The 25349-nt window shown below is 69.9% G+C and carries 27 protein-coding genes; 21 read left to right on the top strand and 6 right to left on the bottom strand.

Annotation, left to right across the window (positions count from 1 at the left end):
- Positions 1-66: 66 nt before the first annotated feature.
- The 14 genes from STRTU_RS10930 (at position 67) to STRTU_RS10865 (ending at position 12963) form a co-directional block, all read left to right on the top strand.
- Positions 67-1455 (top strand): serine hydroxymethyltransferase, encoded by a 1389-nt coding sequence (locus STRTU_RS10930; protein ID WP_159743367.1) that lies wholly within the window; start codon positions 67-69, stop codon positions 1453-1455.
- A 310-nt stretch (positions 1456-1765) separates the two neighbouring features.
- The gene (locus STRTU_RS10925; RefSeq protein ID WP_159743366.1) at positions 1766-2086 is read left to right on the top strand and encodes a hypothetical protein; all 321 of its coding nucleotides are present in this window, start codon (positions 1766-1768) and stop codon (positions 2084-2086) included.
- A 274-nt stretch (positions 2087-2360) separates the two neighbouring features.
- On the top strand, positions 2361-2633 hold the full coding sequence (locus tag STRTU_RS10920; RefSeq protein ID WP_159746832.1) for a helix-turn-helix domain-containing protein: 273 nt from the start codon (positions 2361-2363) through the stop codon (positions 2631-2633).
- 161 nt (positions 2634-2794) lie between these two features.
- Positions 2795-4138 (top strand): MraY family glycosyltransferase, encoded by a 1344-nt coding sequence (locus STRTU_RS10915; RefSeq protein ID WP_174878843.1) that lies wholly within the window; start codon positions 2795-2797, stop codon positions 4136-4138.
- Between the two features lie 289 nt (positions 4139-4427).
- Positions 4428-4865 carry a Cg1360 family ATP-synthase-associated protein gene (locus STRTU_RS10910; RefSeq protein ID WP_159743364.1) on the top strand — a complete coding sequence of 146 codons (438 nt, stop codon included), beginning with the start codon at positions 4428-4430 and terminating at the stop codon, positions 4863-4865.
- A 279-nt stretch (positions 4866-5144) separates the two neighbouring features.
- Positions 5145-5939, top strand: coding sequence for a F0F1 ATP synthase subunit A (atpB, locus tag STRTU_RS10905; RefSeq protein WP_159746831.1), 795 nt, complete (start codon positions 5145-5147; stop codon positions 5937-5939).
- Positions 5940-6015: 76 nt separating this feature from the next.
- Positions 6016-6264, top strand: coding sequence for an ATP synthase F0 subunit C (atpE, locus tag STRTU_RS10900; RefSeq protein ID WP_018087389.1), 249 nt, complete (start codon positions 6016-6018; stop codon positions 6262-6264).
- A gap of 40 nt (positions 6265-6304) precedes the next feature.
- Positions 6305-6871, top strand: a complete 567-nt coding sequence (locus tag STRTU_RS10895; RefSeq protein WP_159743363.1) for a F0F1 ATP synthase subunit B — start codon at positions 6305-6307, stop codon at positions 6869-6871.
- Positions 6868-7683, top strand: a complete 816-nt coding sequence (locus STRTU_RS10890; RefSeq protein ID WP_159743362.1) for a F0F1 ATP synthase subunit delta — start codon at positions 6868-6870, stop codon at positions 7681-7683. Before STRTU_RS10895 ends, STRTU_RS10890 begins: the two co-directional genes overlap by 4 nt.
- A 214-nt stretch (positions 7684-7897) precedes the next feature.
- Positions 7898-9490, top strand: coding sequence for a F0F1 ATP synthase subunit alpha (atpA, locus tag STRTU_RS10885; protein WP_159743361.1), 1593 nt, complete (start codon positions 7898-7900; stop codon positions 9488-9490).
- Between the two features lie 20 nt (positions 9491-9510).
- Positions 9511-10431, top strand: coding sequence for a F0F1 ATP synthase subunit gamma (locus STRTU_RS10880; RefSeq protein ID WP_159743360.1), 921 nt, complete (start codon positions 9511-9513; stop codon positions 10429-10431).
- A 5-nt stretch (positions 10432-10436) separates the two neighbouring features.
- Complete coding sequence (atpD, locus tag STRTU_RS10875) at positions 10437-11879, top strand: F0F1 ATP synthase subunit beta (protein ID WP_159743359.1); 1443 nt, start codon at positions 10437-10439, stop codon at positions 11877-11879.
- A 108-nt stretch (positions 11880-11987) separates the two neighbouring features.
- A complete protein-coding gene (locus tag STRTU_RS10870; RefSeq protein WP_159743358.1) occupies positions 11988-12371 on the top strand; it encodes a F0F1 ATP synthase subunit epsilon in 384 nt (127 codons plus the stop codon).
- Positions 12372-12519: 148 nt separating this feature from the next.
- Positions 12520-12963, top strand: a complete 444-nt coding sequence (locus STRTU_RS10865) for a DUF2550 domain-containing protein (protein WP_159743357.1) — start codon at positions 12520-12522, stop codon at positions 12961-12963.
- A gap of 165 nt (positions 12964-13128) precedes the next feature.
- Here the strand turns inward: STRTU_RS10865 and STRTU_RS10860 are convergent, their stop codons facing one another.
- Positions 13129-13818 (bottom strand): response regulator, encoded by a 690-nt coding sequence (locus tag STRTU_RS10860; protein ID WP_159743356.1) that lies wholly within the window; start codon positions 13816-13818, stop codon positions 13129-13131.
- A gap of 369 nt (positions 13819-14187) precedes the next feature.
- On the opposite strand from STRTU_RS10860, the gene STRTU_RS10855 reads away from it, so the two are divergent.
- Positions 14188-14781: a hypothetical protein gene (locus STRTU_RS10855; protein WP_159743355.1), complete on the top strand. Its 594-nt coding sequence runs from the start codon at positions 14188-14190 to the stop codon at positions 14779-14781.
- A gap of 66 nt (positions 14782-14847) precedes the next feature.
- Here STRTU_RS10855 and STRTU_RS10850 read toward each other — a convergent pair whose 3' ends face one another.
- The 3 genes from STRTU_RS10850 to STRTU_RS10840 are packed head-to-tail and all read right to left on the bottom strand — an operon-like array spanning position 14848 to position 16978.
- Positions 14848-15420 (bottom strand): cob(I)yrinic acid a,c-diamide adenosyltransferase, encoded by a 573-nt coding sequence (locus STRTU_RS10850; RefSeq protein WP_159743354.1) that lies wholly within the window; start codon positions 15418-15420, stop codon positions 14848-14850.
- A gap of 10 nt (positions 15421-15430) precedes the next feature.
- Positions 15431-16186 carry an ABC transporter permease gene (locus tag STRTU_RS10845; protein ID WP_174878842.1) on the bottom strand — a complete coding sequence of 252 codons (756 nt, stop codon included), beginning with the start codon at positions 16184-16186 and terminating at the stop codon, positions 15431-15433.
- Between the two features lie 9 nt (positions 16187-16195).
- Entirely contained in the window at positions 16196-16978 is a 783-nt protein-coding gene (locus tag STRTU_RS10840; RefSeq protein WP_159743353.1) for an ABC transporter ATP-binding protein, read from the bottom strand.
- A gap of 80 nt (positions 16979-17058) precedes the next feature.
- Here STRTU_RS10840 and STRTU_RS10835 point away from each other — a divergent pair, with 80 nt between their 5' ends.
- The 4 genes from STRTU_RS10835 (at position 17059) to STRTU_RS10820 (ending at position 22219) form a co-directional block, all read left to right on the top strand.
- Positions 17059-17700, top strand: a complete 642-nt coding sequence (locus tag STRTU_RS10835) for a TetR/AcrR family transcriptional regulator (RefSeq protein ID WP_159743352.1) — start codon at positions 17059-17061, stop codon at positions 17698-17700.
- A 211-nt stretch (positions 17701-17911) separates the two neighbouring features.
- On the top strand, positions 17912-18760 hold the full coding sequence (locus tag STRTU_RS10830) for a 3-hydroxyacyl-CoA dehydrogenase family protein (protein ID WP_159743351.1): 849 nt from the start codon (positions 17912-17914) through the stop codon (positions 18758-18760).
- A gap of 147 nt (positions 18761-18907) precedes the next feature.
- A complete protein-coding gene (locus STRTU_RS10825; RefSeq protein ID WP_159743350.1) occupies positions 18908-19231 on the top strand; it encodes an STAS domain-containing protein in 324 nt (107 codons plus the stop codon).
- Positions 19232-19606: 375 nt separating this feature from the next.
- Positions 19607-22219, top strand: coding sequence for an ATP-binding protein (locus STRTU_RS10820; RefSeq protein WP_159743349.1), 2613 nt, complete (start codon positions 19607-19609; stop codon positions 22217-22219).
- A gap of 120 nt (positions 22220-22339) precedes the next feature.
- Here STRTU_RS10820 and nucS read toward each other — a convergent pair whose 3' ends face one another.
- Positions 22340-23002: an endonuclease NucS gene (gene nucS / locus STRTU_RS10815; protein ID WP_159743348.1), complete on the bottom strand. Its 663-nt coding sequence runs from the start codon at positions 23000-23002 to the stop codon at positions 22340-22342.
- Positions 23003-23251: 249 nt separating this feature from the next.
- Between nucS and STRTU_RS10810 the strand changes: the two genes are divergently transcribed.
- A complete protein-coding gene (locus STRTU_RS10810; protein WP_018087370.1) occupies positions 23252-23644 on the top strand; it encodes an SCO5389 family protein in 393 nt (130 codons plus the stop codon).
- Positions 23645-23797: 153 nt separating this feature from the next.
- Here the strand turns inward: STRTU_RS10810 and STRTU_RS10805 are convergent, their stop codons facing one another.
- Positions 23798-24841: an LLM class flavin-dependent oxidoreductase gene (locus STRTU_RS10805; protein ID WP_159743347.1), complete on the bottom strand. Its 1044-nt coding sequence runs from the start codon at positions 24839-24841 to the stop codon at positions 23798-23800.
- A gap of 186 nt (positions 24842-25027) precedes the next feature.
- Between STRTU_RS10805 and STRTU_RS10800 the strand changes: the two genes are divergently transcribed.
- The gene (locus tag STRTU_RS10800; protein ID WP_159743346.1) at positions 25028-25345 is read left to right on the top strand and encodes an ATP/GTP-binding protein; all 318 of its coding nucleotides are present in this window, start codon (positions 25028-25030) and stop codon (positions 25343-25345) included.
- Positions 25346-25349 lie beyond the last annotated feature (4 nt).

Raw genomic sequence — 25349 nt, 5'->3', positions numbered from 1 at the left:
CCGCGCCCGATCGCCCCGCCGCGCCTACATTGGGACTACGTCCCCGTACGAGGCCCGGAGCAAGCGATGCCTGCCACCACCGCGTCACCCCGTAGCGAGACCCCGGACACCCGTTCCCCGGCCACCGCGCCCGCCTCCGGCGCCGGACCGGGCGAGACCGTCGAGGACCGGGCGCGGGCCGCCCGTGAGGCCGGCACCCGGCCGGCCGGCTCCCCGGACTTCGCCGCGCTGCTCCGCCAGGACCCGGAGATCGCCGGCATCCTGCTCGGGGAGAGCGCCCGGCAGAGCGACGGCCTCCAGCTCATCGCCGCGGAGAACTTCACCTCACCGGCCGTCCTCGCCGCCCTCGGCTCCCCGCTGGGCAACAAATACGCCGAGGGCTATCCGGGGGCCCGGCACCACGGCGGCTGCGAGATCGTCGACCTCGCCGAGCGGATCGCGGTGGAACGCGCAAAGGCCCTGTTCGGCGCCGAACACGCCAACGTTCAGGCCCACTCCGGGTCTTCGGCCGTACTGGCCGCCTACGCCGCCCTGCTGCGCCCCGGGGACACCGTCCTGGCCATGTCCCTCCCGCACGGCGGACACCTCACCCACGGCTCGCCGGCCAACTTCTCCGGCCGCTGGTTCGACTTCGCCGGCTACGGCGTCGACGAGGAGACCGGCCTCCTGGACTACGACGCGATCCGCGAGCTGGCCCGCGCCCGCCGCCCCAAGGCCATCGTCTGTGGCTCGATCTCCTACCCCCGGCATCTCGATTACGCCGCCTTCCGTGACATCGCCGACGAGACCGGCGCCTACCTGATCGCGGATGTCGCCCACCCCCTGGGGCTGATCGCCGGGGGAGCGGCGCCCAGCCCGGTGCCGTACGCGGATGTGGTGTGCGGTACGACACACAAGGTGCTGCGCGGACCGCGCGGCGGGCTGATCCTGTGCGGCACGAAGCTGGCCGAGCGGATCGACCGGGCGGTCTTCCCCTTCACCCAGGGGGGCGCCCAGATGAACGCCGTCGCCGCCAAGGCCGTGGCCTTCGCGGAGGCCGCGACGCCCGCCTTCGGCGCGTACGCCCATCAGGTCACGGCGAATGCCCGCGCGCTCGCCGAGGCGCTTTCCGGACATGGTCTGACGATCACCACCGGCGGTACCGACACCCATCTGATCACCGCCGACACCGCCCCGCTCGGCCTGGACGCCCGCGCCGCCCGGGGCCGGCTGGCCGCCGCCGGCATCGTGCTGGACACCTGCGCGCTGCCGTGTGCCGAGTCCCCCGACGTCCTCGCGAACCGCCGGACCGGCATCCGGCTGGGCACCGCCGCGGTGACCACCCAGGGGATGGGGGAGGCCGAGATGAAGGCGGTCGCCGAGCTGATCGTGGCGGCGCTGGAGGAGGACGGCGCGGTCCGCTCCCGCACCGTCGCTTTGGTCCACGGCTTTCCGCCCTATCCCGATTCCGGATGACGGCGGGAACCATCCGCTGACACGAGGACTCGGTGGTGCGCCTACGGGACAGCACCTCAGGGAGCGCCGGACCTGCCCGGCGCTGCGCTCTCCCCGGTGATGTAAATAGCCGGATCGGGCATTGCCGCATGTGGCAATAGCGGATCAAGTACCCCTCCACGAGGATGAGTTGATGAGACGGGCCGGATCCCGCGCCGGCCCATCACCTCGATGAAGGGTTTCACCTGTGAAGCGTAAGTTGGCCTTTTCCGCGTTCGCAGCGGCAGGTACCGCTATGACCGTCGCATTCATTACGCCTTCTGCCTCTGCCGTGGCCGCGCAACCCGGCACTTCGGTCGCCAAGGCCGCTACGAAGTCGGAGAGCGTCCAGGCAACCAAGAGGGCGAGCATCCCGTGCTCCAAGCCCAGGGGAAACAACAGCAACTATTCCTGGGCCCAAGGCAGCAATGACTCCACCACCGTGTACTTCAACAACCACTGTTCGCACACGGTGACAGCCAAGCTCACCTTCCGTGCGGGCGATGACGGCACCTATAAGAAGTGCATGACCACGAACGGCGGAACACACGGGAAGAAGCGGTTCACCGTCACCCGCTACCAGCTTGAGTCGATCAAGCAGGGCACCTGCTAATCAGCCATATCTGCGGGACGGCGCCACTCGGCAGACGTTCGCACGACCGCCTCCCTGCTCTGGGGAGGCGGTCGCATGCGTTCAGGGGGCGGATAAGTGACCTTGAAGGCGGGGAGTTGGCTGGGGATAATCGGAGGTTGGCGAAGCCCCTGGCCCAGGCCAAGAAGCTTTCGGGACGCCCGGATGCCGGTCCTCGGAGTGCATGACCAGCACCGTCCGGCCAGGAGCACAATGCGCCATCTGTTCAGCGTTTAAGGGGGAAGCTTTGAGTGCGATGACCATCGTCGATAATGGCCCGGCGGATGTCTCTCGACTGACCTGCCGGGAGGCGGAGGTGCTGTTGCTTCTGGCCGAGGGGGATTCCAATCGCGTACTCGCCCGCCGACTGGGCATCGCCGAGCGGACCCTCCGGGCGCACATCACCAGTCTGACCAGGAAGCTCGGCGTCCGATCACGACTTCAGGCAGCGCTCTTCGCGCACAGCCACCGGGACACGTTGGCTGCCGGCGGTGAAGCCGGAGAATCCGGGGCCCGCATACCGGAGTGAGCGTCGACTCCGTGGAGGGGCCGACCGAGCGGCTTCGGCGGTGCCCGGAGCGGCCATCCGGACCGGCCGTGCCGCAGTTCCGGGTGGCCGCCGTGCGTTCAAATGAGGTGTGCAGCGGAGCCGGGCCGTATGGTGTGAGGCTGTGATGGCCAGCTATACCAATGGGGCAGCCCGTGCGTGAATACCTGCTGACGCTGTGCGTCACGGCCGCGGTGACCTACCTGCTGACCGGCCCGGTGCGGAAGTTCGCGATCGCGGCCGGGGCGATGCCGGAGATCCGCGCGCGTGATGTGCACCGCGAGCCGACGCCACGACTCGGCGGCATCGCGATGTTCGGCGGGCTGTGTGCCGGTCTGCTGGTCGCCTCGCATCTGACCAACCTCAAGTCGGTCTTCGAGAACTCGAACGAGCCACGGGCGCTGCTCTCCGGTGCCGCGCTGATCTGGATCCTCGGCGTACTGGACGACAAGTGGGGCGTGGACGCGCTGGTCAAGCTCGGCGGCCAGATGATCGCCGCGGGCGTGATGGTCCTTCAGGGCCTGACGATCCTCTGGATCCCGATCCCCGGTGTCGGCACGGTCTCCCTCACCCCGATGCAGGGCACCCTGCTGACCGTCGCCCTCGTCGTGATCACCATCAACGCGGTCAACTTCGTGGACGGCCTGGACGGTCTGGCCTCCGGCATGGTGTGCATCGCGGCCGCGGCGTTCTTCATGTACGCGTACCGGATGTGGTTCGGCTATGGCATCGAGGCGGCCGCGCCCGCAACGCTGTTCTCGGTCGTTCTCATGGGCATGTGCCTCGGCTTCCTGCCGCACAACATGCATCCGGCGCGGATCTTCATGGGTGACTCGGGCTCGATGCTGATCGGCCTGGTCATGGCCGCGGGCGCGGTCTCGGTGACCGGCCAGGTCGACCCGGACCTGCTGAACCTGAAGGCGGGCGGTCTGCGTGAGGCCACCCACGCGATGGTGCCGGTCTACATCCCGCTGCTGCTGCCGCTGACGGTCATCGCGGTGCCGGTCGCCGACCTGATCCTGGCGATCGTGCGGCGTACGTGGAAGGGCCAGTCGCCGTTCGCCGCCGACCGCGGCCATCTGCACCACCGGCTGCTGGAGATCGGGCACTCGCACAGCCGGGCGGTGCTGATCATGTACTTCTGGTCGGCGCTGATCGCCTTCGGCGCGGTCGCCTACTCCGCGAACAACGCCAGCATGTGGATCGTGCTGGGCATCGTGCTGCTGAGCGCGGTGGGCCTGGTGCTGCTCCTGCTGCCGCGCTTCACTCCGCGGGCGCCGCTCTGGGCGGAGTGGATGGTGCCGCCGCGCTACCGCCGGGTCGCCCCCGCGGCGGTGCCGGCCGGGACGGTCGCGGCGACGGAGGACGGGGACGCCGTCGAGCCGGAGGAGGAGCGGGAGCCGGTCCCGGCGGGTCTCCACGGGGCCACCGCGATCGGGGACCGGTCACGTTTCGTGGGCCGCCGGAAGGCGGACAGTCACCGCTGATCCAGAGTTTCGATCGCCCGAACGTGCATCAGCAATCGGGACGGTTGACTCCATACCAGACAAAAGACAGCCCGTCAGTGCACCAACGCGCACGTTCACGCTCAGGTGTGACAGGGTCCACACGAACCAGGTAAAGACCTCATCAAATAGTTTGTGATACCGTTCACGAAACCCGGCGACAGAGCCGAAGGGCCGTAGTGCGACTGTCCTTGGGCCGCAGGTTCGCCCTCAGGCCGGGTCTACGCTCGTCCATGACGACACACCCCACATCTTTTGCCGGAGCGCCGCCATGCAGTCGAATGACGCCCGACTACTCCTTCACGCCGTTGTGCCCACCCTCGCCATCGGCGCTGTCGCCGTTGCCGTGAGCGGCGCGGTCGCGGGTGTGCAGGGAGTGCTCGGCGCGGTCGTCGGCACCGCGCTGGTGGTGCTCGTCATGGGGGCCGGACTCGTCGTCCTGCAGAAGACCGCGAAGAACCACCCGCAGCTTTTCCAGATGATGGGCCTGCTGCTGTACACGGTGCAGATCCTGTTCGTGGCGGTCTTCCTGATCGCGTTCAAGGACACCACGTTCTTCGATACCAAGGCCTTTGCGTTCACCTTGCTCGGCGCCACCCTCGTGTGGATCGCGGCACAGACCCGCGGCCACATGAAGGCGAAGATCCTGTATGTGGAACCCGACTCCGCCGGGACGAAGAAGGCGGAGACGGCGGGGTCGCCGACGTGACACGTAGGGCCGAGATAAATGCCCTCTTGCGGGCCTGCTATCGTCCGGTGCCAACTGCGGCACAGATGGCGCGGGCGGCTGAACTCCCGAGTTCCACTCGATGGAACGGGAAGTTCTCGCGGCCGATGCCTGTGATGTGGCCGGGCCCAGCGCCCGCCAGCCGCCCCCTAATCCGTAAGACCAGTCCAGTGCCGCTCCGTGGCTCAACGCCGCGCCGACACAACGAGGTTGCCGTACCCATGCGCCACGCTGAAGGAGCTCGCGGTGAGTGCTGAAACGATGCTCGCCTTCGAGACCGACTGCCACATCTTTTCCGGGTGCGGCTTCCCAGCTCCCGGGCTTCATTCGTTCGTCTTCAAGCCGCTGTTCACCATCAACGGCTTTGAGTTCAACAAGATCATGCTGCTGGCGCTGCTCAGCACCGTCGTGGTCGTGTGGTTCTTCTGGGCGGCGTTCGGCAAGGCCAAGGTGGTCCCGGGCAAGCTGCAGATGATCGGCGAAGCGGGCTATGACTTCGTACGCCGCGGGATCGTCTATGACGCCCTCGGGAAGAAGGAGGGCGAGAAGTACGTCCCCTTCATCGTCTCGCTGTTCTTCTTCGTCTGGATCATGAACATCTGGTCGATCATTCCGGTCGCCCAGTTCCCGGTGACGTCGGTGATCGCCTTCCCGGCCGGTCTCGCCGCCATCGTCTACATCACGTGGGTCACCCTGACCTTCAAGAGGCACGGCTTCGTCGGTGCGCTGAAGAACTTCAGCGGCTACGACAAGTCGCTCGGCCCGGTCCTGCCGATGCTGATCGTCATCGAGCTCCTCTCGAACCTGGTCATCCGGCCCTTCACGCACGCGGTCCGGCTCTTCGCGAACATGTTCGCCGGCCACCTGCTGCTGCTGATGTTCACGATCGGCACCTGGTACCTGCTGAACGGCATCGGCATCGTCTACGCCGGCGCCTCGTTCATCATGACCATCCTGCTGACCGCGTTCGAGCTGTTCATCCAGGCCGTCCAGGCGTACGTCTTCGTGCTCCTGACCGCGAACTACATCCAGGGCGCGCTCGCCGAGAACCACTGAGCCCCCGCTTTTCCCGCCCCTATAGACGCCCGGTGGCCAACCCCCACCGGTCCGTGAAAGAGAAGGAAGTAACGGCATGTCCGCTGCTCTCGAGACTGTCAACCTCGCCGCCGGCGTCACCGGCAACCTCGGTTCGATCGGTTACGGCCTCGCCGCGATCGGCCCCGGCGTCGGCGTCGGCATCATCTTCGGTAACGGCACCCAGGCCCTGGCCCGCCAGCCCGAGGCCGCCGGCCTGATCCGCACCAACCAGATCATGGGTTTCGCCTTCTGTGAGGCGCTCGCCCTGATCGGCATCGTCATGGGCTTCCTCTTCAAGGCCTGACGGACTGCTGCAAACCTTTTGACAGACGGAAGGCACTGATGTGAACCCCCTGGTGAACATGGCGGAGGAGGTTCCCCAGAACCCCCTGATCCCAGAGCTTCCAGAGCTGGTCATCGGCCTGATCGCTTTCTTCATCGTCTTCGGCATCCTGGCGAAGAAGCTCCTCCCGAACATCAACAAGGTTCTGGAAGAGCGCCGGTCGCTGATCGAAGGCCGTATTGACGACGCCGAGGCGACGCAGGCCGAGGCCCAGCAGGTGCTCGCGGACTACCGGACACAGCTGGCCGACGCCCGCCACGAGGCCGCGCGTCTGCGCCAGGAGGCGCAGGAGCAGGGCGCGACGCTCATCGCTGAGATGCGCGCCGAGGGCCAGCGGCAGCGTGAGGAGATCATCGCTGCCGGTCACGCCCAGATCGAGGCGGACCGGAAGCAGGCCGCGCAGGCGCTGCGCCAGGACGTGGGCAAGCTCGCCGTCGACCTGGCCGGCAAGCTCGTCGGGGAGTCCCTTGAGGACCACGCCCGGCAGAGCCGGACCATCGACCGCTTCCTCGACGACGTCGAGGCCAAGGCGGCGTCGGACGCGACGAAGGCTGAGGCCGGACGATGAACGGAGCGAGCCGCGAGGCACTCGCCTCCGCACGCGAGCAGTTCAACGCGCTGACGGACGACACCTCCGTCGACGCCGCGAAGCTCGCCGAGGAGCTGGCTGCCGTCACCGCTCTGCTCGACCGCGAGGTGTCGCTGCGTCGGGTCCTGACCGACCCGGCGCAGGCCGCCGAGGCGCGTGCCGAACTGGCCGGACGACTGCTGGGCAACCAGGTGGGCGGCCCGGCCGCCGACCTGGTGTCCGGCATGGTCCGCGCCCGCTGGTCGGGTTCGCGTGACCTCACGGACGCGCTGGAGGAGCTGGCCTACAGCGCCGACCTGGTCGCCGCACAGCGGACCGGCCAGCTCGACGACGTCGAGGACGAGCTCTTCCGGTTCGGCCGGATCGTCAGCTCCAACAGCGAGCTGCGCGGTGCGCTGACCGACCGGAACGCGACGGTCGCGGCCAAGGCGGAGCTGCTGAACGCGCTGCTGGGCGGCCGGGCCAACCCGGTCACCGAGCGCATCGTGATCCGTCTTGTCGTACAGCCGCGGGGCCGTAGCCTGGAGGCGGGGCTCGACGCCCTCTCCAAGCTGGCGGCGAGCCGCCGGGACCGGATGGTCGCGGTGGTCACCTCCGCGGTGCCCCTCAGTGAGGGGCAGCGGCAGCGCCTGGGCGCTTCCCTGGCGCAGCTGTACGGACGGCAGGTCCACCTGAACCTCGACGTGGACCCCGAGGTCCTCGGCGGAGTCCAGGTCCGGATCGGCGACGAGGTCATCAACGGGACCATCGCGGAGCGCCTCGAAGAGGCGGACCGGCGGATGGCCGGCTGACCCAGCCACCAACTCAAGAGCTGCACAACCGGCGGCCAGGCGCCGGACCAGCCGGCCGGACCACCAGGTCCGGCTGCGGTCCGGAAGAAGCCCCGGGGACCAGCACAAGCATGACGGCGGCCCGAGTTGGGCCGTAAGCGGAAACCCCCCGGGGGACAGCCCCCCGGACACCCGCAAGTAACTTCGGGCCCAACAAGGAGAGCAGGGAACCCAGATGGCGGAGCTCACGATCCGGCCGGAGGAGATCCGGGACGCGCTGGAGAACTTCGTCCAGGCGTACAAGCCGGACGCGGCCTCGCGCGAGGAGGTCGGCACGGTAAGCGAGGCCGGAGACGGCATCGCGAAGGTCGAGGGCCTTCCCTCGGCAATGGCGAACGAGCTGCTGAAGTTCGAGGACGGCACGCTCGGTCTTGCGCTGAACCTGGAAGAGCGCGAGATCGGTGCGGTGGTCCTCGGTGAGTTCAGCGGCATCGAGGAGGGCCAGCCGGTGCAGCGCACCGGTGAGGTGCTCTCGGTCGCCGTGGGCGAGGGCTACCTCGGCCGCGTCGTCGACCCGCTGGGCAACCCGATCGACGGCCTCGGCGAGATCGAGTCCGAGGGCCGCCGCGCCCTGGAGCTGCAGGCCCCGGGCGTCATGGTCCGTAAGTCGGTCCACGAGCCCATGGAGACCGGCTACAAGGCCGTCGACTCCATGGTGCCGATCGGCCGTGGCCAGCGTCAGCTGATCATTGGTGACCGCCAGACCGGCAAGACCGCCCTGGCCGTCGACACGATCATCAACCAGCGCGACAACTGGCGCTCGGGCGACCCGAAGAAGCAGGTCCGCTGCATCTACGTCGCCATCGGCCAGAAGGGCTCCACCATCGCCTCCGTGCGCGGTGCGCTGGAGGAGGCCGGTGCCCTGGAGTACACCACCATCGTCGCCGCCCCGGCGTCCGACCCGGCGGGCTTCAAGTACCTGGCGCCCTACACCGGCTCGGCCATCGGCCAGCACTGGATGTACCAGGGCAAGCACGTCCTGATCGTCTTCGACGACCTCTCGAAGCAGGCCGACGCCTACCGCGCCGTCTCCCTGCTGCTGCGCCGTCCGCCGGGCCGTGAGGCCTACCCGGGCGACGTCTTCTACCTGCACTCGCGTCTGCTGGAGCGCTGCGCCAAGCTCTCCGACGAGATGGGCGCCGGCTCGATGACCGGTCTGCCGATCGTCGAGACCAAGGCGAACGACGTGTCGGCGTTCATTCCGACCAACGTCATCTCCATCACCGACGGCCAGTGCTTCCTGGAGTCGGACCTGTTCAACGCGAACCAGCGTCCCGCGCTGAACGTCGGTATCTCCGTCTCCCGTGTCGGTGGCTCGGCCCAGCACAAGGCCATGAAGCAGGTCTCCGGCCGGCTCCGCGTGGACCTCGCCCAGTACCGCGAGCTGGAGGCGTTCGCCGCCTTCGGTTCCGACCTGGACGCGGCCTCCAAGCAGCAGCTGGAGCGCGGTAAGCGCATGACCGAGCTGCTCAAGCAGAGCCAGTACGCCCCGTACCCCACCGAGGACCAGGTCGTCTCCGTCTGGGCCGGCACCAACGGCAAGATGGACGACGTCCCGGTCGAGGACATCCGCCGCTTCGAGCGGGAGCTCCTCGACCACCTGCACCGGGAGAAGAAGGACCTGCTGACCAGCATCGTCGAGGGCGGCAAGATGTCCGACGACACCATCGGCGCGATCTCCGAGGCCGTCGACGGCTTCAAGCGGCAGTTCGAGACCTCGGACGGCAAGCTGCTCGGCGAGGACGCCCCGGCCGGCACCAGCAAGTGACGACGGAAGGGACCTGATCCATGGGAGCCAAGCTCCGGGTCTACAAGCGTCGCATCCGCTCCGTCACCGCGACCAAGAAGATCACCAAGGCGATGGAGATGATCGCCGCCTCGCGCGTCGTCAAGGCGCAGCGCCAGGTGGCGGCGTCGACGCCGTACGCGAGTGAACTGACCCGCGCGGTGACAGCGGTTGCCACGGGCTCGAACACCCAGCACCCGCTGACGACGGAGGCGGAGCAGCCCTCGCGGGCCGCGCTGCTGCTCATCACGAGCGACCGCGGTCTGGCCGGCGGCTACTCCTCCAACGTCATCAAGGCCGCCGAGCAGCTCACCGAGCGGCTCAAGGCCGAGGGCAAGGAGGTCGACGCCTACATCGTCGGGCGCAAGGGCGTGTCGTACTACAGCTTCCGCGAGCGCAAGGTCGTGGAGTCGTGGACCGGCTTCACCGACAACCCGACGTACGCGGACGCCAAGGCGATCGCCGCACCGCTCATCGCGGCCGTCCAGCAGGACACCGCCGAGGGCGGGGTGGACGAACTCCACATCGTCACCACCGAGTTCATCTCGATGATGACGCAGACGGCGATCGACGACCGGCTGCTGCCGCTCAGCCTCGACAAGACGGTGGCGGAGTCGGAGGAGACGGCCAAGGGCGAGATCCTTCCGCTGTTCGACTTCGAGCCGTCGGCCGAGGACGTCCTCGACGCCCTGCTTCCGCGGTATGTCGAGTCGCGGATCTACAACGCGCTTCTGCAGGCTGCCGCCTCCAAGCACGCCGCCACGCGCCGTGCGATGAAGTCGGCGACCGACAACGCGGAAGAGCTCATCAAGTCGCTCTCGCGGCTTGCCAACGCGGCCCGACAGGCCGAAATCACCCAGGAAATCAGCGAGATCGTCGGTGGCGCCAGTGCTCTGGCCGACGCGACCGCGGGGAGTGACTGACCACTATGACCACCACTGTTGAAACGGCCACGGCTACGGGCCGCGTCGCGCGGGTCATCGGCCCGGTCGTCGACGTGGAGTTCCCCGTCGACGCGATGCCGGAGATCTACAACGCGCTCACCGTCGAGATCGCCGACCCGGCCGAGGCCGGGGCGCTGAAGACCCTGACCCTTGAGGTCGCCCAGCACCTGGGCGAGGGCCTGGTCCGTGCGATCTCCATGCAGCCCACCGACGGTCTGGTCCGCCAGGCCGCGGTGACCGACACCGGCGCCGGGATCACCGTCCCGGTCGGCGATGTCACCAAGGGCAAGGTGTTCAACACCCTCGGCGAGATCCTCAACAAGCCGGAGGCGGCGTCCGAGGTCACCGAGCGCTGGGCGATCCACCGCAAGGCCCCGACCTTCGACCAGCTTGAGTCGAAGACCGAGATGTTCGAGACCGGCGTCAAGGTCATCGACCTGCTGACCCCGTACGTCAAGGGCGGCAAGATCGGTCTGTTCGGTGGTGCCGGTGTCGGCAAGACCGTTCTGATCCAGGAAATGATCTACCGCGTGGCCAACAACCACGACGGTGTGTCGGTGTTCGCCGGTGTCGGCGAGCGCACCCGTGAGGGCAACGACCTCATCGAGGAAATGACGGAGTCCGGCGTCATCGACAAGACCGCGCTGGTCTTCGGTCAGATGGACGAGCCCCCGGGCACCCGTCTCCGCGTCGCCTTGGCCGGTCTGACCATGGCGGAGTACTTCCGCGATGTGCAGAAGCAGGACGTGCTGTTCTTCATCGACAACATCTTCCGGTACACCCAGGCGGGTTCCGAGGTGTCGACCCTGCTCGGCCGTATGCCCTCCGCGGTGGGTTACCAGCCGAACCTGGCCGACGAGATGGGTCTCCTCCAGGAGCGCATCACCTCGACCCGTGGTCACTCGATCACCTCGATGCAGGCGATCTACGTCCCCGCGGACGACCTGACCGACCCGGCGCCGGCCACCACCTTCGCCCACCTGGACGCGACCACCGTTCTGTCGCGCCCGATCTCGGAGAAGGGCATCTACCCGGCGGTCGACCCGCTGGACTCGACGTCCCGGATCCTGGACCCCCGCTACATCACGCAGGAGCACTACGACTGCGCCTCGCGCGTCAAGACGATCCTGCAGAAGTACAAGGACCTCCAGGACATCATCGCGATTCTGGGTATCGACGAGCTCGGCGAGGAGGACAAGCTCACCGTCCACCGCGCCCGTCGTATCGAGCGGTTCCTGTCGCAGAACACCCACGTGGCGAAGCAGTTCACCGGTGTCGACGGCTCGGACGTCTCGCTCGACGAGTCGATCACCGCGTTCAACGCGATCGCGGACGGCGACTACGACCACTTCCCCGAGCAGGCGTTCTTCATGTGCGGTGGCATCGAGGACCTGAAGGCCAATGCCAAGGAGCTGGGCGTCTCCTGACCCCGGCACCGGTCCCGGGGGCGGCCCTGGCCGCCCCCGGCCCGTACGACCACTAGTATTTGACCCAACATCTGCCGAGCCAGGCAGGTGGAGACCCGAGGAGCCATCGTGGCTGAGCTGCACGTCGAGTTGGTCGCCGCGGACCGTCAGGTCTGGTCCGGCGAGGCCAGCCTGGTCGTCGCGCGCACCTCGTCGGGCGACATCGGCGTCATGCCCGGACACCAGCCGCTGCTCGGCGTGCTGCAGTCGGGCCCGGTGACGATTCGTACGACCGGCGAGAGCGGGGACGGCACCGTCGTCGCCGCGGTGCACGGCGGCTTCATTTCCTTCGCCGACGACAAGCTGTCTCTGCTCGCGGAGATCGCGGAACTGTCGGACGAGATCGATGTCCAGCGCGCGGAGCGGGCCCTGGAGCGAGCGAAGTCGGACGCTGACGCGGCCGCCGAGCGTCGCGCCGATGTCCGGCTGCGTTCGGTGACGGGCGTTCACTGAGCCCCGCCACCGACGAGATCGATCCTCAGCCGCGGGCTGCCCGGAGTTGTCCGGAGCGGCCCGCGGCTGAGGCAATGCAGGTGCGTTTGTGTCCCTCGCGCCCGACCGGCGTGGGGGGACCCCCATCGAGGCGAGGAGGTCGGTCGAGATGTTCCTCGCTCTGCTTGTGAGCGGCATCGTCGTGGTGCTGGTACTGCTGGGGCTGTTCGTCTTCGGACTGCGGCGGCGGCTCATCCAGCGGTCCGGTGGCACCTTCGACTGCAGCCTGCGCTGGAACGTCCCGGAGAACGAGACCGGTGGCAAGGGCTGGATCTACGGTGTGTCGCGTTACAACGGAGACCGGATCGAGTGGTTCCGGGTGTTCTCTTACGCGCCCCGGCCGCGCCACCTCCTGGAGCGCTCCGCCATCGAGGTCCTGGAGCGCCGCACTCCCCAGGGCGAGGAGGAGCTGGCGCTGCTCTCCGACTCGATCGTGCTGGCCTGCCGGCACCGCGGCACCCGCCTGGAACTGGCGATGAGCGAGGACGCGCTCACGGGTTTCCTCGCCTGGCTGGAGGCGGCACCACCTGGGCAGAGGGTGAATGTGGCCTGAGTGGCCTCATCGAGGGGCACGGGAATTTCCTCCGCGCGCGCCGTGTTGTGGCCCCAAAGGGGGGCCGCCCGTCCCCTACGGGATGTGTTCGGCCGGCCCCTACGGCCTCCCGCCCCGCCCCGTCCCCTACGGCGCCACCCCTGACGCCCCCTGACGGCCCGCCCCCTACAGCCCGTCCACTCCCAACTCCTGTGCCAGTACGGCCGCTTGTACCCGGCTGCGCAGATCGAGCTTTGCCAGCAGCCGGCTGACATGTGTCTTCACGGTGGCCTCCGCCATCGCCAGCCGTAGCGCGATATCGGCGTTCGACAGCCCCCGCCCCAGACAGCCCAGCACCTCCCGTTCGCGGGGCGTCAGCACGTCCAGGACCGCCCGGTCCGGGGTGACGCCGTGCCGCGGCGGCCGCTCCGCCGTGCGAGGGCTGGCGAACTCCGCGATCAGCCGCCGGGTCACCGCCGGTGCGATCAGCCCCTCACCGGACGCGACGGTGCGCACCGCGGTCAGCAGCGCGGCCGCGTCGCTGTCCTTGAGCAGAAAGCCCGCGGCCCCGGCCCGTAGCGCGCCGAAGACATATTCATCCAGGTCGAAGGTGGTCAGCACCAGCACGTCCGCCAGCCGTTCGGAGACCACCTGCCGGGTGGCGGAGACCCCGTCGAGGCGAGGCATCTGGATGTCCATCAGGACGAGGTCGGGGCGGAGTTCGCGGGCGAGCCGGACCGCCTCCGCGCCGTCCTCGGCCTCGCCGACGACCTCGATGTCGGGGGCGGAACGCAGGATGAGGACCAGACCGGCCCGTACGGAGGACTGGTCCTCGGCGACGAGAACCCGGATCGGCGGTGTGCCGGCGCCCGTCATCGTCGTGCTTCCTCTCCGAGGGCGGGCCATGCGGCTCGTACCGGCCCGGTGGAACGGCGCCTTTCGGCCAGACCTTGCGGCGTGCGCCCGGTGAGCCGCCCAGCGTCCGCGAGGAGCGCGGCGAGGCGGTGCGGCCGGGGGATGGCGGTACCGGGTAGGGCGTTGAGGGGGACGGCGGTGAGGGGAAGGGCGGTCACCCCACCATCCAACACGGCGCCGTGGCCCGCCGCCTCCCCGTTCGGGTCATCCCTGTACGGCATGCGCTACATCGAAAGATGCAGTCGCGGATCGTCGCGTGCGACGAGGCCCCGGCCGGTGGCCGCTGAAAGGCTGGAGACGTTCGGTGGAGGGTTCGGAAAGGGGGCAGCCGTGATCGTCGCGCTGATCATCGCCTGCGAGGTCGGCTTCTGGGTACTGCTGGTGCTCGGTCTGGCACTGCGTTACCTGGCACGGATGCCGCGCACCGGCGCGGTGGTGCTCCTGATGGAGCCGCTGCTGGAGCTGATCCTGCTGATCGTCACGGCGATCGACCTGAAGAACGGGGCGCCGGCGGACTGGAAACACGGTCTGGCCGCCGTCTACATCGGCTTCACGGTCGCCTACGGCCACTACACGATCAAGTGGGTCGACGGACACTTCCTGCACCGCTTCGCGGGCGGCCCGCCGCCGGTCAAACCGCCGCGCCACGGCCTCGCCCGCGCCCGGCACGAGGGGAAGCTGTGGCTGCGTACGGTGGCGATGGCGGCGGTCGCCGCGGCGCTGCTGCAGATCGCGATCTGGTACGTGGGCGACAGCGGCGACACCCGGTCGCTGCACGAGTGGCAGCTCAACCCCCTGCGGATCGTCTCCGTCCACGGTCTGATCGCGCTGAGCTATCTGATCTGGCGGAAGAAGGCCCCGGAAGCGGACCCGGCCGCCGCCACCGAGGAGGCGGCCCGGCCGTCGGAGAAGACGCTGAGCTAGGACCCTTCCGGTCGGGGCCGGGAGCCGGTCCAGGGCCGGAGCGCCGTTTCACGCCCCGGCCCCCGGTCACCGCTCCCCGCCCGGAACCCACAGCACGTCCCCGACCTCCTTGTTGGCCGTGCGGGCCAGGATGAACAGGAGGTCGGAGAGGCGGTTGAGGTAGGTGGCGGTGAGCGGGTTCATCGTCTCGCCGTGCTCCTCGAAGGCCGCCCAGGTCGAGCGCTCGGCGCGGCGGACGACCGTGCACGCCTGGTGCAGCAGCGCGGCGCCGGCCGTGCCGCCGGGGAGGATGAAGCTGCGCAGCTTCTCCAGCTCCGCGAGGAAGCGGTCGCAGTCGGCCTCCAGCTTGTCGATATAGCCCTGTTCGACGCGCAGCGGCGGGAATTCCGGGTTCTCCACCACCGGCGTCGACAGGTCCGCGCCGACATCGAACAGGTCGTTCTGCACCCGCAGCAGCACCGTGGCGACGTCCTCGGACAGCGAGCCGAGCGCCAGGGCCACGCCGATCGCCGCATTGGCCTCATTGGCGTCCGCGTACGCCGCGATCCGCGAATCGGTCTTGGCGGTACGGCTCATGTCGCCGAGGGCGGTGGTGCCCTTGTCGCCGGTGCGGGTGTAGATGCGCGTCAGATTCACCATGGGAGCGAGCCTACGCCGCGGACCTGCGGAAGGCCCGGGTGCCGAAGATCACGGACAGCGCGGCGAATCCGGCCGCCACCAGCACGCCGTGGAGCAGGGCGGAGGAGGCGTAGGAGCCGACGAAGGCCGCCCGCACCGCGTCCACGAGATAGCGCAGCGGCATGACGTGCGAGAGCACATCGAGCCAGGCGGGCCCCAGCGTCATCGGCAGCATCAGCCCGGACAGCAGCATCGAGGGCATGGTGACGGAGTTGATGACCGGCCCGAACTCCTGCGGGGTGCGGACCTTCAGCGCCAGCGCGTACGACAGCGAGGCCAGCGCGACGGTCAGCACGGCGACGAACGCGAAGCCGATGAGGATGCCGGGCAGGGGCGCGCGCAGTCCCATGGCCAGCGCGGCCAGCACCAGCAGCACCGCCTGGAAGACGAACAGCAGGGCATCCCGCAGCACCCGCCCCAGCAGCAGCGCCAGCCGGCTCACCGGGGTCACCCGCATCCGCTCCACGACCCCGTACTGCTTCTCGACAATGATGCCGAAACCGCAGAACGAGGCCCCGAACAGGGCGAGTTGGAGCAGGAGTCCGGGCACCAGCACCTGCCAGGAGCTGCCCGGCGAGGACAGCGGCAGCCCGGTCAGCAAGGGGCCGAAGAAGAGCAGGTACAGCAGCGGCATCAGCACGCCGAAGAGCATCTGGAGCTTGGAGCGCAGCGTCTGGCGGACGTACCGCCCGAAGATCAGCGCGGTGTCGGAGAGCAGTGGGGACAAGGGGAGCTCCTAGACGGCGACGGGGGCCTGGTCGTGGGGCGTGGCGCCGCGCCCGGTGATGGCGAGGAAGGCGTCCTGGAGGGAAGCGTCCGGCGAGCCGGCACGGTCGCGTTTCAGGGCCTCCGGGGTGCCCTCCGCGACCACCACGCCCTTGTCGACGATCACCAGCCGGTCGGCCAGGGCATCGGCCTCGTCGAGGTAATGGGTGGTGAGGAAGACGGTGGTGCCGTGCTCGGCGCGGATCCGGCGGACCAGCTCCCACAGATCGGCGCGGCTGCCCGGATCGAGCCCGGTGGTGGGCTCGTCGAGGAACAGCACCTGGGGGCGGTGGGTGAGGCCCATCGCGAGGTCCAGCCGGCGCCGCTGGCCGCCGGAGAGGGTGGCGGTCCTGCGGTCGAGCAGGCCGTCCAGCCCGAGGTCGGCGGCCAACTCCTCGGTACGCGCGAGGGCTTCGGCCTTGCCGAGGCGGTAGAGGCGGGCCTGGGTGACCAGCTCCTCCCGTACGGAGACATGGGGGTCGACGCCGCCGGACTGGGCGACGTAGCCGGTGGCGCGGCGGACGCCCGCCGGGTCGCGGACGAGGTCGCAGCCGGCCACGGTCGCGGTGCCGCCGGTGGGCGCCAGCAGGGTCGTGAGCATCCGCAGGGTGGTGGTCTTTCCGGCGCCGTTGGGGCCGAGGAACCCGAGGATCTCGCCGCGCTCGGCGGTGAGATCGATACCGCGGACGGCCTCGACGGCGCCGCGTTGGGTGGTGAAGGTCCGGGCGAGTCCGGACGCGCTGAGGACTGGCATGCCCACAGAAAAACAGAGGGACTTAAAAATTGCAATGCCCCCAAAAATGCAGTGCGCCCATCGAGGGATAGAGTGAGGGCATGGCAGAGGGGCTCAGGGAGCGGAAGAAGCGGCAGACCCGCCAGTACATCTCGGACGTGGCCACCGGCCTCTTCCTGGCGCGCGGCTTCGATGCGGTGACCATCGCGGAGATCGCCGAGGCCGCCGAAGTCTCCGTCAACACCGTCTACAACTACTTCCCGGCCAAGGAGGACCTCTTCCTTGACCGGAGCAAGGGCCTCGTGGACCGGCTCTGCCGCTTCGTGCGGGGCCGGGCGGCGGGGGAGTCCGCGGCCGACGCCGTGCTGCGCGAGCTGCGCGAAGAGGTCGAGGCGGTCTCGCCGCGGGTCGGACTGATCGAGGGGTACGACCAGTTCATGCGGGTGGTGCACGGGGCGCCCACCCTCAAGGCGCGCCTCTGGTACCTGCAACAGGAGATCCACACCAACCTGGAGGAAACTCTCCGGAAGGAGACCGGGGCCCCGGCCGGTGATCCGCTGCCCGGCCTGATGGCGGGTCAGATCGGCTGGGTGCACCAGAGCCTGATGGGCTGGATCGCGCAGGAGATGCTGGCCGGCCGTGCGCCCGAGGAGGTGTCCCGGGAGGCTCTGGTCCTGCTCGATGAGATGGCGGAGCTTCTGGGGGAGAAGGTGCTCAACTACGCCGTACGGGCGGGCGACTGACAGCGGAGCGTCCGGTTCCGCCCCGGTGGAGGTGTCACGGCGGTGTGACGTCCGTCATGAAGAGTCGATGCCAGGGGCTCGAAGGGCCTCGTGGCGGGGCGGTGGTGGATGACCGGTGGGCGTGACGCGCATCTCTTACCCTCCAAAGGATCGCTCACGACCGCTAACGTCACCTGAGACCGTCAAATGCACAGGGTGTGAGGGGACAGCAGTGGCAAAGAAGCTCGCCGTCATCGGCGCCGGACTCATGGGGTCCGGTATCGCGCAGGTCTCCGCTCAGGCGGGCTGGGACGTGGTTCTCCGCGATGTGACGGACGGGGCGCTGGCCCGGGGCAAGGGCGGCATCGAGGCCTCGTACGAGAAGTTCGTCGCCAAGGGCAAGCTGGCGGCGGCCGACGCCGAGCAGGCGCTGGCCCGCATCACCACCTCGACCGACCTGGAAGCCGCCGCCGACGCGGATATCGTCGTCGAGGCCGTCTTCGAGCGGATCGATGTCAAGCGGGAGATCTTCCAGACGCTGGACAAGCTGGTCAAGGACGAGGCGGTGCTGGCCTCCAACACCTCCGCCATCCCGATCACCAAGATCGCCGCGGCCACCTCCCGCCCCGAGCGGGTCGTCGGTACGCACTTCTTCTCGCCGGTGCCGATGATGCAGCTGTGCGAGCTGGTCCGCGGTTACAAGACCAGCGACGAAACCCTCGCCACCGCCCGGCAGTTCGCCGAGTCGGTCGGCAAGACCTGTGTCGTCGTCAACCGCGATGTGGCCGGCTTCGTCACCACCCGCCTGATCTCGGCGCTGGTCGTCGAGGCCGCCAAGCTCTACGAATCCGGCGTGGCCAGCGCCGAGGACATCGACACCGCCTGCAAGTTGGGCTTCGGCCATGCGATGGGACCGCTGGCCACCGCCGACCTGACAGGCATCGACATCCTGATGCACGCCACCGACAACATCTACACCGAGTCCCAGGACGAGAAGTTCGCACCGCCGGAGATCATGCGTCGGATGGTCGATGCGGGCGATATCGGACGCAAGAGTGGGCAGGGCTTCTACGAGCACTGATGCCGCGTCAGGCCCATCGGCCTGATGGCGTCACCCTGTGGGGTGAATTCGGTATCGGTTCGCTTACAGGCGGCAACTTCGCCGCACGAGAGGCAGTCAGATCTGTAGACGTCCAGGCATCACCACCCATGACATCGGGGAGCGCATATGCACATCAGGGGCGACCACGCCGAGCTGGTCGTCGGGGGCCGCCTTGACGTCCGCAGCGCGGCGGACGCCCGTACGGCCCTGCACGCCGCCGTCGACTCCGGTCGGGGCGATCTCGTGCTGAACCTGACCGAACTGGATTCCTGGGACGCCACCGGCCTCGGCGTGATCATGGGCGCGCACCGTCGCGCCGGCCGGGTCAACCGCAGGCTGGTGCTGCGCGGAGTGCCGCCCCAGATGCAGCGCCTGCTGCTCGCCACCAGGCTGCACCGCATCCTCGCGATCGAGGGCGGCATCGAAGCGGAATCGGTTCCCCGGGTGTGAGGCAAGGGCGGTGCGCCGCCCGGCGGCCGCACCGTCGCCCGCGGGCTATCGGGATCGCAGGACGAAGAGTGCCGAAAAATGCAGAACCGGGCGGCGGAAGTGTCGTAAACGGTGCGATAGCGGGCAATCCCGGAAGTTCCGGTCACGACCCGCCCCCGCCGGTGCACCACGCCGCCGTCCAGGTCTAAGGTTCGGTTCCCGCCCGTATGTCATCATCCGCGGCGGGAACCGGACCGGACGCGACGGCTGAGGCCGCGCTGCCGGAGCCGGGAGTGCGGACAGCCGGAAGCGCGGTCGGCACGCCGCTCCGCTCCTGGACCGAGGACGCCGGGCGGAGACGGAGGCGGAGCGGAACGAAGTCTGGGAGCTTGCAGCATGGACCCGAACACTCACCGGGGACCTGAGGAGTACGGCGAGCAGGACAGCCCGGCCGTGCCACCGGCCCCCGCGTTCGGCGCCGCGCAGAGCGGCTCCACCGGGCAGGCCCGCGTCGTCCGGCTCGTGTCGGGCCCCTACCTCGTCACCGTCAACCCCGTCGACGGCAGCGAAATAGAGCCCTGCCCGCCCGGCGAGCGCCCCCCGGCCCCCGACAGACTCGACGCGCAGGAACGTGCCGCCGCCGACCGCGCCGCCGCACCCCCGCAGCCGCCGTCCCCGTCCGGATCCGCCGCGCACGAGACCGCACTCGAAGAGCGCACCGAGGACACCGAACGAGTGGTCCGGCTGCTCTCCCGCGGCCGTTCCGTCCGCGTCACCGGCCCCTCGGGCTCCGGCCGCACCCGGCTGCTGGACGCCGTCGCCACCGCCTGCGCCGACCTCGCCCCCGACGGCGTCATCCGGCTCTCCGGCTACCACCGCACCTCCACCGACCTGCTGTACGCGCTGTTCGCCGCCGTCTACCGGGCCCCGCAGCACCGTCCCGACCGGCCCGACATGCTGCGCAGGGTCGCCGAGATCGGCGCCATCGTCGTCCTGGACGACCTGGAATTCGGCGGCGCCGCGCTCGACGAACTGCTCGACGCCACCCCCGAGTGCGCCTTCCTGATCGCCGCCACCCCCGACGTCGCGGCCCCCAGCGCAGGCTCGCACCTCGAAGAGATCTTCCTCGGCGGCATCGGCCGCGGCGCCTGCGGCCGGCTGCTGGAGCGCGCCGTGGACCGGCCGCTCACCGACGACGAGGAGTCCTGGGCCGCCGACCTCTGGTTCGAGTCCGAGGGCCTGCCGCTGCGGTTCGTGCAGGCCGCCGCCCTGCTCCGGCAGCACGACCGGCTGTCGGCCGGGCCGGGCGCCCTCGATGACGGCTACGGCCTCTTCCCCGCGAACGCACAGGACACCGCCGAACCGGCCGACGGGGCCGAGGAGAACCCGGAGCTGTCGCTGCCCTCGCTCGGCGAGGCCGCCGCCCCCGCCCCGCTGCTCGCCGCACGGCTGACCGAGGCCGCCCGGGAGACCCTGCGTATCGCCGTCGCGCTCGGCGGCGAACTGCCGCACCCGGCGCATCTGCCGGCCCTGACCCAGGACACCCACGCCGATGCCGCCCTCGGCGAGCTGCTGGCCTGCGGCCTGATCACCCCGGCCGCCGGCCACTACCGGCTCGCCGCCACCGTCCAGGACCAGCTGACCGCGGCCGGCTACGCGGACGGCGCCGCCGCACGGGCGCACACCGTCGCCCAGCACTACGCCTGGTGGGCCGGACACCCCTCGGTGACCCCCGAACGGGCCGCCGCCGAATCCGATGTGGCACTGGCCGCGATGGGCGTACTGACCGGCAGCCGGGAGAGCGGGCACGCCAGCGCGGCCGTGCTGCTGGCCCGTACGGCCGCCCCGGCCTTCGCCGCGGCACTGCACTGGAGCGCCTGGGAGCGCAGCCTGCGGCACGGCCAGGAGGCCGCGCGGCTCGCCGGTGAGGTCGCCGAGGAGGCGTACTTCCACCACGAGTTGGGCGTCCTGGCGCTGTGCACCGGCAGCCCCGACCGGGCGCGCGCCGAACTGGAGGCGTCCATCGGGCTGCGCGGGGTGCTCTCCGACCGCAATGGCGCGGTGGCCGGCCGGCGCGCCCTGGCGCTGGTCACCGACCGCACGCGGGCCGACGCGGCGGCCGCGGCCACCACGGCCCTGCCGACGGCCGCCACGGCTGCCAAGCCGCGTCGGAGCGCCGCGAAGGACACCACGGCCACGCCGTTCGACGCCGCCTCGACCGGGAAGCTGGACACGTCGCGTGCCGAGCGGACCGCGGCGACGCTGGCGGCCCGGAGCGCCGCGACGACCACCGCCACCACCACGGACATCCCGGCCGCAACCGCAGCGACCGCCGCGGGCGGTGACGGGGCCGGTAAGGGCGTCCGGCGGGTGTTCGGCGGGGCGCGGCGCAATGCCGTCGCCGCGGGCGCCGGTGCCCTGCTGGCGGCCGTTCTCGGCACCGTCGTCACCCTCGGGGCGACGGGCGGCGAGGACTCGCACAACGACAAGGTCAGCACGGAACAGACCACGGACGACGACGGCGGCGGCGCCGAGATGCCGGGCGAGCAGCCCGCCACGGACACCGGCCTGCCGCCCACCGGCCCCGGCACCTCCCGGCCGGGCACCCCCGGCCAGTCGGCCAGCTCGTCCCCCTCGGCCGGCCAGCCCACCACCCCCAGCGGTTCGCCCAGCGACCCCGCCACCGGATCGGCGGACCCGACGACCGACCCGACGGACCCGACCGGCCGGCCGACCACCCCCACCAGCCGGCCGACCCGCCCCACGCACCCGCCGACGGACGAGCCGACCGACCCGACGACGCCGACGGACGAGCCGACCGACCCCGATCCGACGGACCCGACGCCCACCGAGAAGCCGACGGACAAGCCGACGGACAAGCCGACCGACCAGAGCCCCTCGCAGTCCGTCTCCGGCACCACCACGGGCAACCCCTCCGCGAGCGGCACCTCCGGCTCCGGCTCGTCCGGCACCGCCCCCTCCGGCAGCGAGAGCGCCCCGGTCTCCTGACGGCCCCCGCAGCATCGGCGCGGCACGGAACAGCGCAGCACACAACAGCGGCACGAAACAGCGCAACGGCCCGGTCAACTGCCGGGCCGTTGCGCTGTGCCGCCCCTGGGGGCGACGGGGTCAGAACAGGCGGAGCTTGTCGTCCTCGATGCCGCGCAGGGCGTCGTAGTCCAGCACCACACAGCCGATACCGCGGTCGGTGGCCAGCACCCGCGCCTGCGGCTTGATCTCCTGCGCCGCGAAGATGCCCTTCACCGGCGCCAAGTGCGGGTCACGGTTGAGGAGTTCGAGGTAGCGGGTGAGCTGCTCGACACCGTCGATCTCACCACGCCGCTTGATCTCGACGGCGACGGTCTGGCCATCGGCGTCCCGGCACAAGATATCCACCGGGCCAATGGCAGTGGGGTATTCACGCCGAATCAGCGAGTATCCCTCACCGAGGGTTTCGATCCGGTCCGCCAGGAGCTCCTGGAGGTGGGCCTCCACACCGTCCTTGATGAGTCCGGGGTCGACGCCGAGCTCGTGCGAGGAGTCGTGCATGACCTCCTCAAGGGTGATGATGAGCTTCTCGCCGCCCTTGTTCTCCACCGTCCAGACCTCACCGTCGCCCTCCTTGAGAGTGCAGGGCGGCGACATCCAGTTGAGGGGTTTGTAGGCCCGGTCGTCCGCGTGAATGGAGACGGAGCCGTCCGCCTTCACCAGGATGAGGCGAGGGGCCGAAGGGAGATGGGCGGTGAGCCGGCCCGCGTAGTCCACGGAGCAGCGGGCGATGACGAGACGCATGGGGCGTCACGCTACTCGACCAGGGGCCGCCAACGCGATTCGCCCTGGATCACGGTGTCTTTACGGGGGAAATCCCCGCACCCCAGGCGCTCGCCAATGGCCGGTTGTATGTGCAATCTCCTGGTGCGGGCCTCTTGCGCGGCATACCGTTGAAGCGGGGGGTTGTGAGGCGAACACGCTCCGTCGCAAAGCCCCTTGTCCCGTCCCTAGGCCCCGTCCGTCCCGGCGGAGCCGCGAGAGGAGAACCTCATGTCGCTCGACGTCTCACCGGCCCTCCTCGAACAGGCCGAGCGAGGCGAGGTCGACGAAGCCGCATTTGTCGACTGCGTCCGGACCTCCCTGCCCTTCGCATGGGGGATGATCAGCTCTCTGGTGGCACAGCTGAAGGTGGACGGCGGAGAGTTCGCCGACAATCAGACGCCCCCGCCGGACGAGCAGGCGCGCGGCCAGTTGCTGCGCGCACTGGCGAGTGACGCCATCCGTGGTTCGCTGGAGCGCCACTTCGGTGTGCGGCTCGCTTTTCAGAACTGCCACCGGGTCGCGGTCTTCCCGCTCGACCCGGCGGTGGACGACCGTCTGGCCCGCTTCACGTCCATCCGCGGCCAGCTGCTGAACCAGTCGCCCGAACTCCGCGACTGCTGAACGGAGTTGCTGCCGCTGCGCACACGGTTGCGATCCGCACCGTGCCCGTGCGCCAGCGGCAGCACCACCCATCGCCCACCGACTTCTCCGTACGGCGCCACCGCACCACCGCCCGACAGGCACCCGCATACCGGCCGCCACACCCTTGACCGGTCACCCCAGCTGCGGCAGGACCTCCGTGCCCAGCCGGCGCACGTTCTCCTCCGTCGCCGCGAGGTCGCCGGAGCCCTCGACGAGCAGCGCGAACCGCGTGATGCCCGTACGCTCCGAGGTCGCCGCCAGCCGGTCGGCGCACAGCTGCGGCGGGCCGACGGGGTGCAGCCCGCACAGCAGCTCCGTATAGGCCAGCGGGTCACGCATCGCGCGATAGCGGCCGTCGACCGTCACATGCGCGCCCAGACCCTGCTGCAGCCAGCCGGGCATCGCCTTCAGGAGGGTCTCCGCCGCTGCCTCACGGGCGTCGGCGATCTGCACCACGCCCGCCGAGACATGCTCCGCCGCGGCCACCTCGTCGCCGTCCCGGCCGGCCGCCAGCGCGGCCGACCGCCACAGCGCGACCATCTCCGCCTTCTCCTCGTCGCCGCAGTGCATCCCCAGCAGCATCGGGAGCCCGCGCTCCGCGGCCGTACGGACCGACGCGGCGGAGGTGCAGGCCACCACTACGGGCGGGCCCGGCGGAGCGGATCCGTCCGGATCGGTCAGTGCCTCGGCCGGCCGGGGCACCACCGCCACCTCCCGGAACGCATAGCGCTCACCCTGCGCGCCGACCCGGGGCTCCCGCAGCCAGCGCATCAGCAGATCGAGTGACTCCGGGAAGCCGTGGTCGTACGCGGCGAGCCCGGCGCCGAACACCTCCAGATCGACCCAGGGTCCGCCCCGGCCGACACCGAGGGTGAACCGGCCGTCGGAGGTGAGATGCAGCAGCGCCGCCTGCTCACCGAGCGCCACCGGATGCTGGGTCGGCAGCACGCTCACCGCCGTCCCGACCCCGATCCGGCGGGTCCGTCCCAGGAGCAGCGCGGCCAGCGTCACCGCATTCGGGCAGACGCCGTACGGTACGAAGTGGTGTTCCGCGAGCCAGACATCGTTGAGTCCGGCCTCCTCCGCGATCTCCGCGGAGCGCACCGCGCGGTGCAGTGCTTCCCCCTGTCCCTGACCCGGGAATTGAGCGGCCAGGATGAAAGCCCCAACGCGCATCGCTCTCTGCCTCCTCGCAGCCGACGCGACTCCCCCTTACAGGCAACAACGTGTGACACGTGCCAAGGGCACGGCCTGACGCCAAATTTCCCGATGATCGCAGAATCCTGCCGAGGGTCGTTCGGCCGTGACCGCGCCGCGTACGCTGGTGACAGCCCGTGATCCCGTGACTCTCCGAGGTGCTCTGTGTCCCCGCGTCGAAACCGCCAGCACGGCGGTGCGAAGCCCATCGACCGTACGGGCGGTGACCGCTACGGCCTGGAACGTACCGAGGAGTGGCGCGGCGAGGACTGGGTCGTCCGGCTGGTCGGGGGCGGCGGCGCGGCCAAGCACTACCGCTGCCCCGGCTGCGACCAGGAGATCCCGCCCGGGGTGCCGCATGTCGTCGCCTGGCCGCAGCACGGCGATGTCGACGACCGCCGCCACTGGCACAAGGCGTGCTGGAACGCACGGGACCGCCGGAGCGCACGGCTCCAGCGGTCCCGGAATGCCCCCCGCTACTAGCGGG

Origin of the sequence: Streptomyces tubercidicus (assembly GCF_027497495.1) — a bacterium.
Classification (GTDB): domain Bacteria; phylum Actinomycetota; class Actinomycetes; order Streptomycetales; family Streptomycetaceae; genus Streptomyces; species Streptomyces tubercidicus.
Note: the sequence above shows the minus strand (reverse complement) of the source record. Positions and strands in the feature narration are given on the sequence as shown.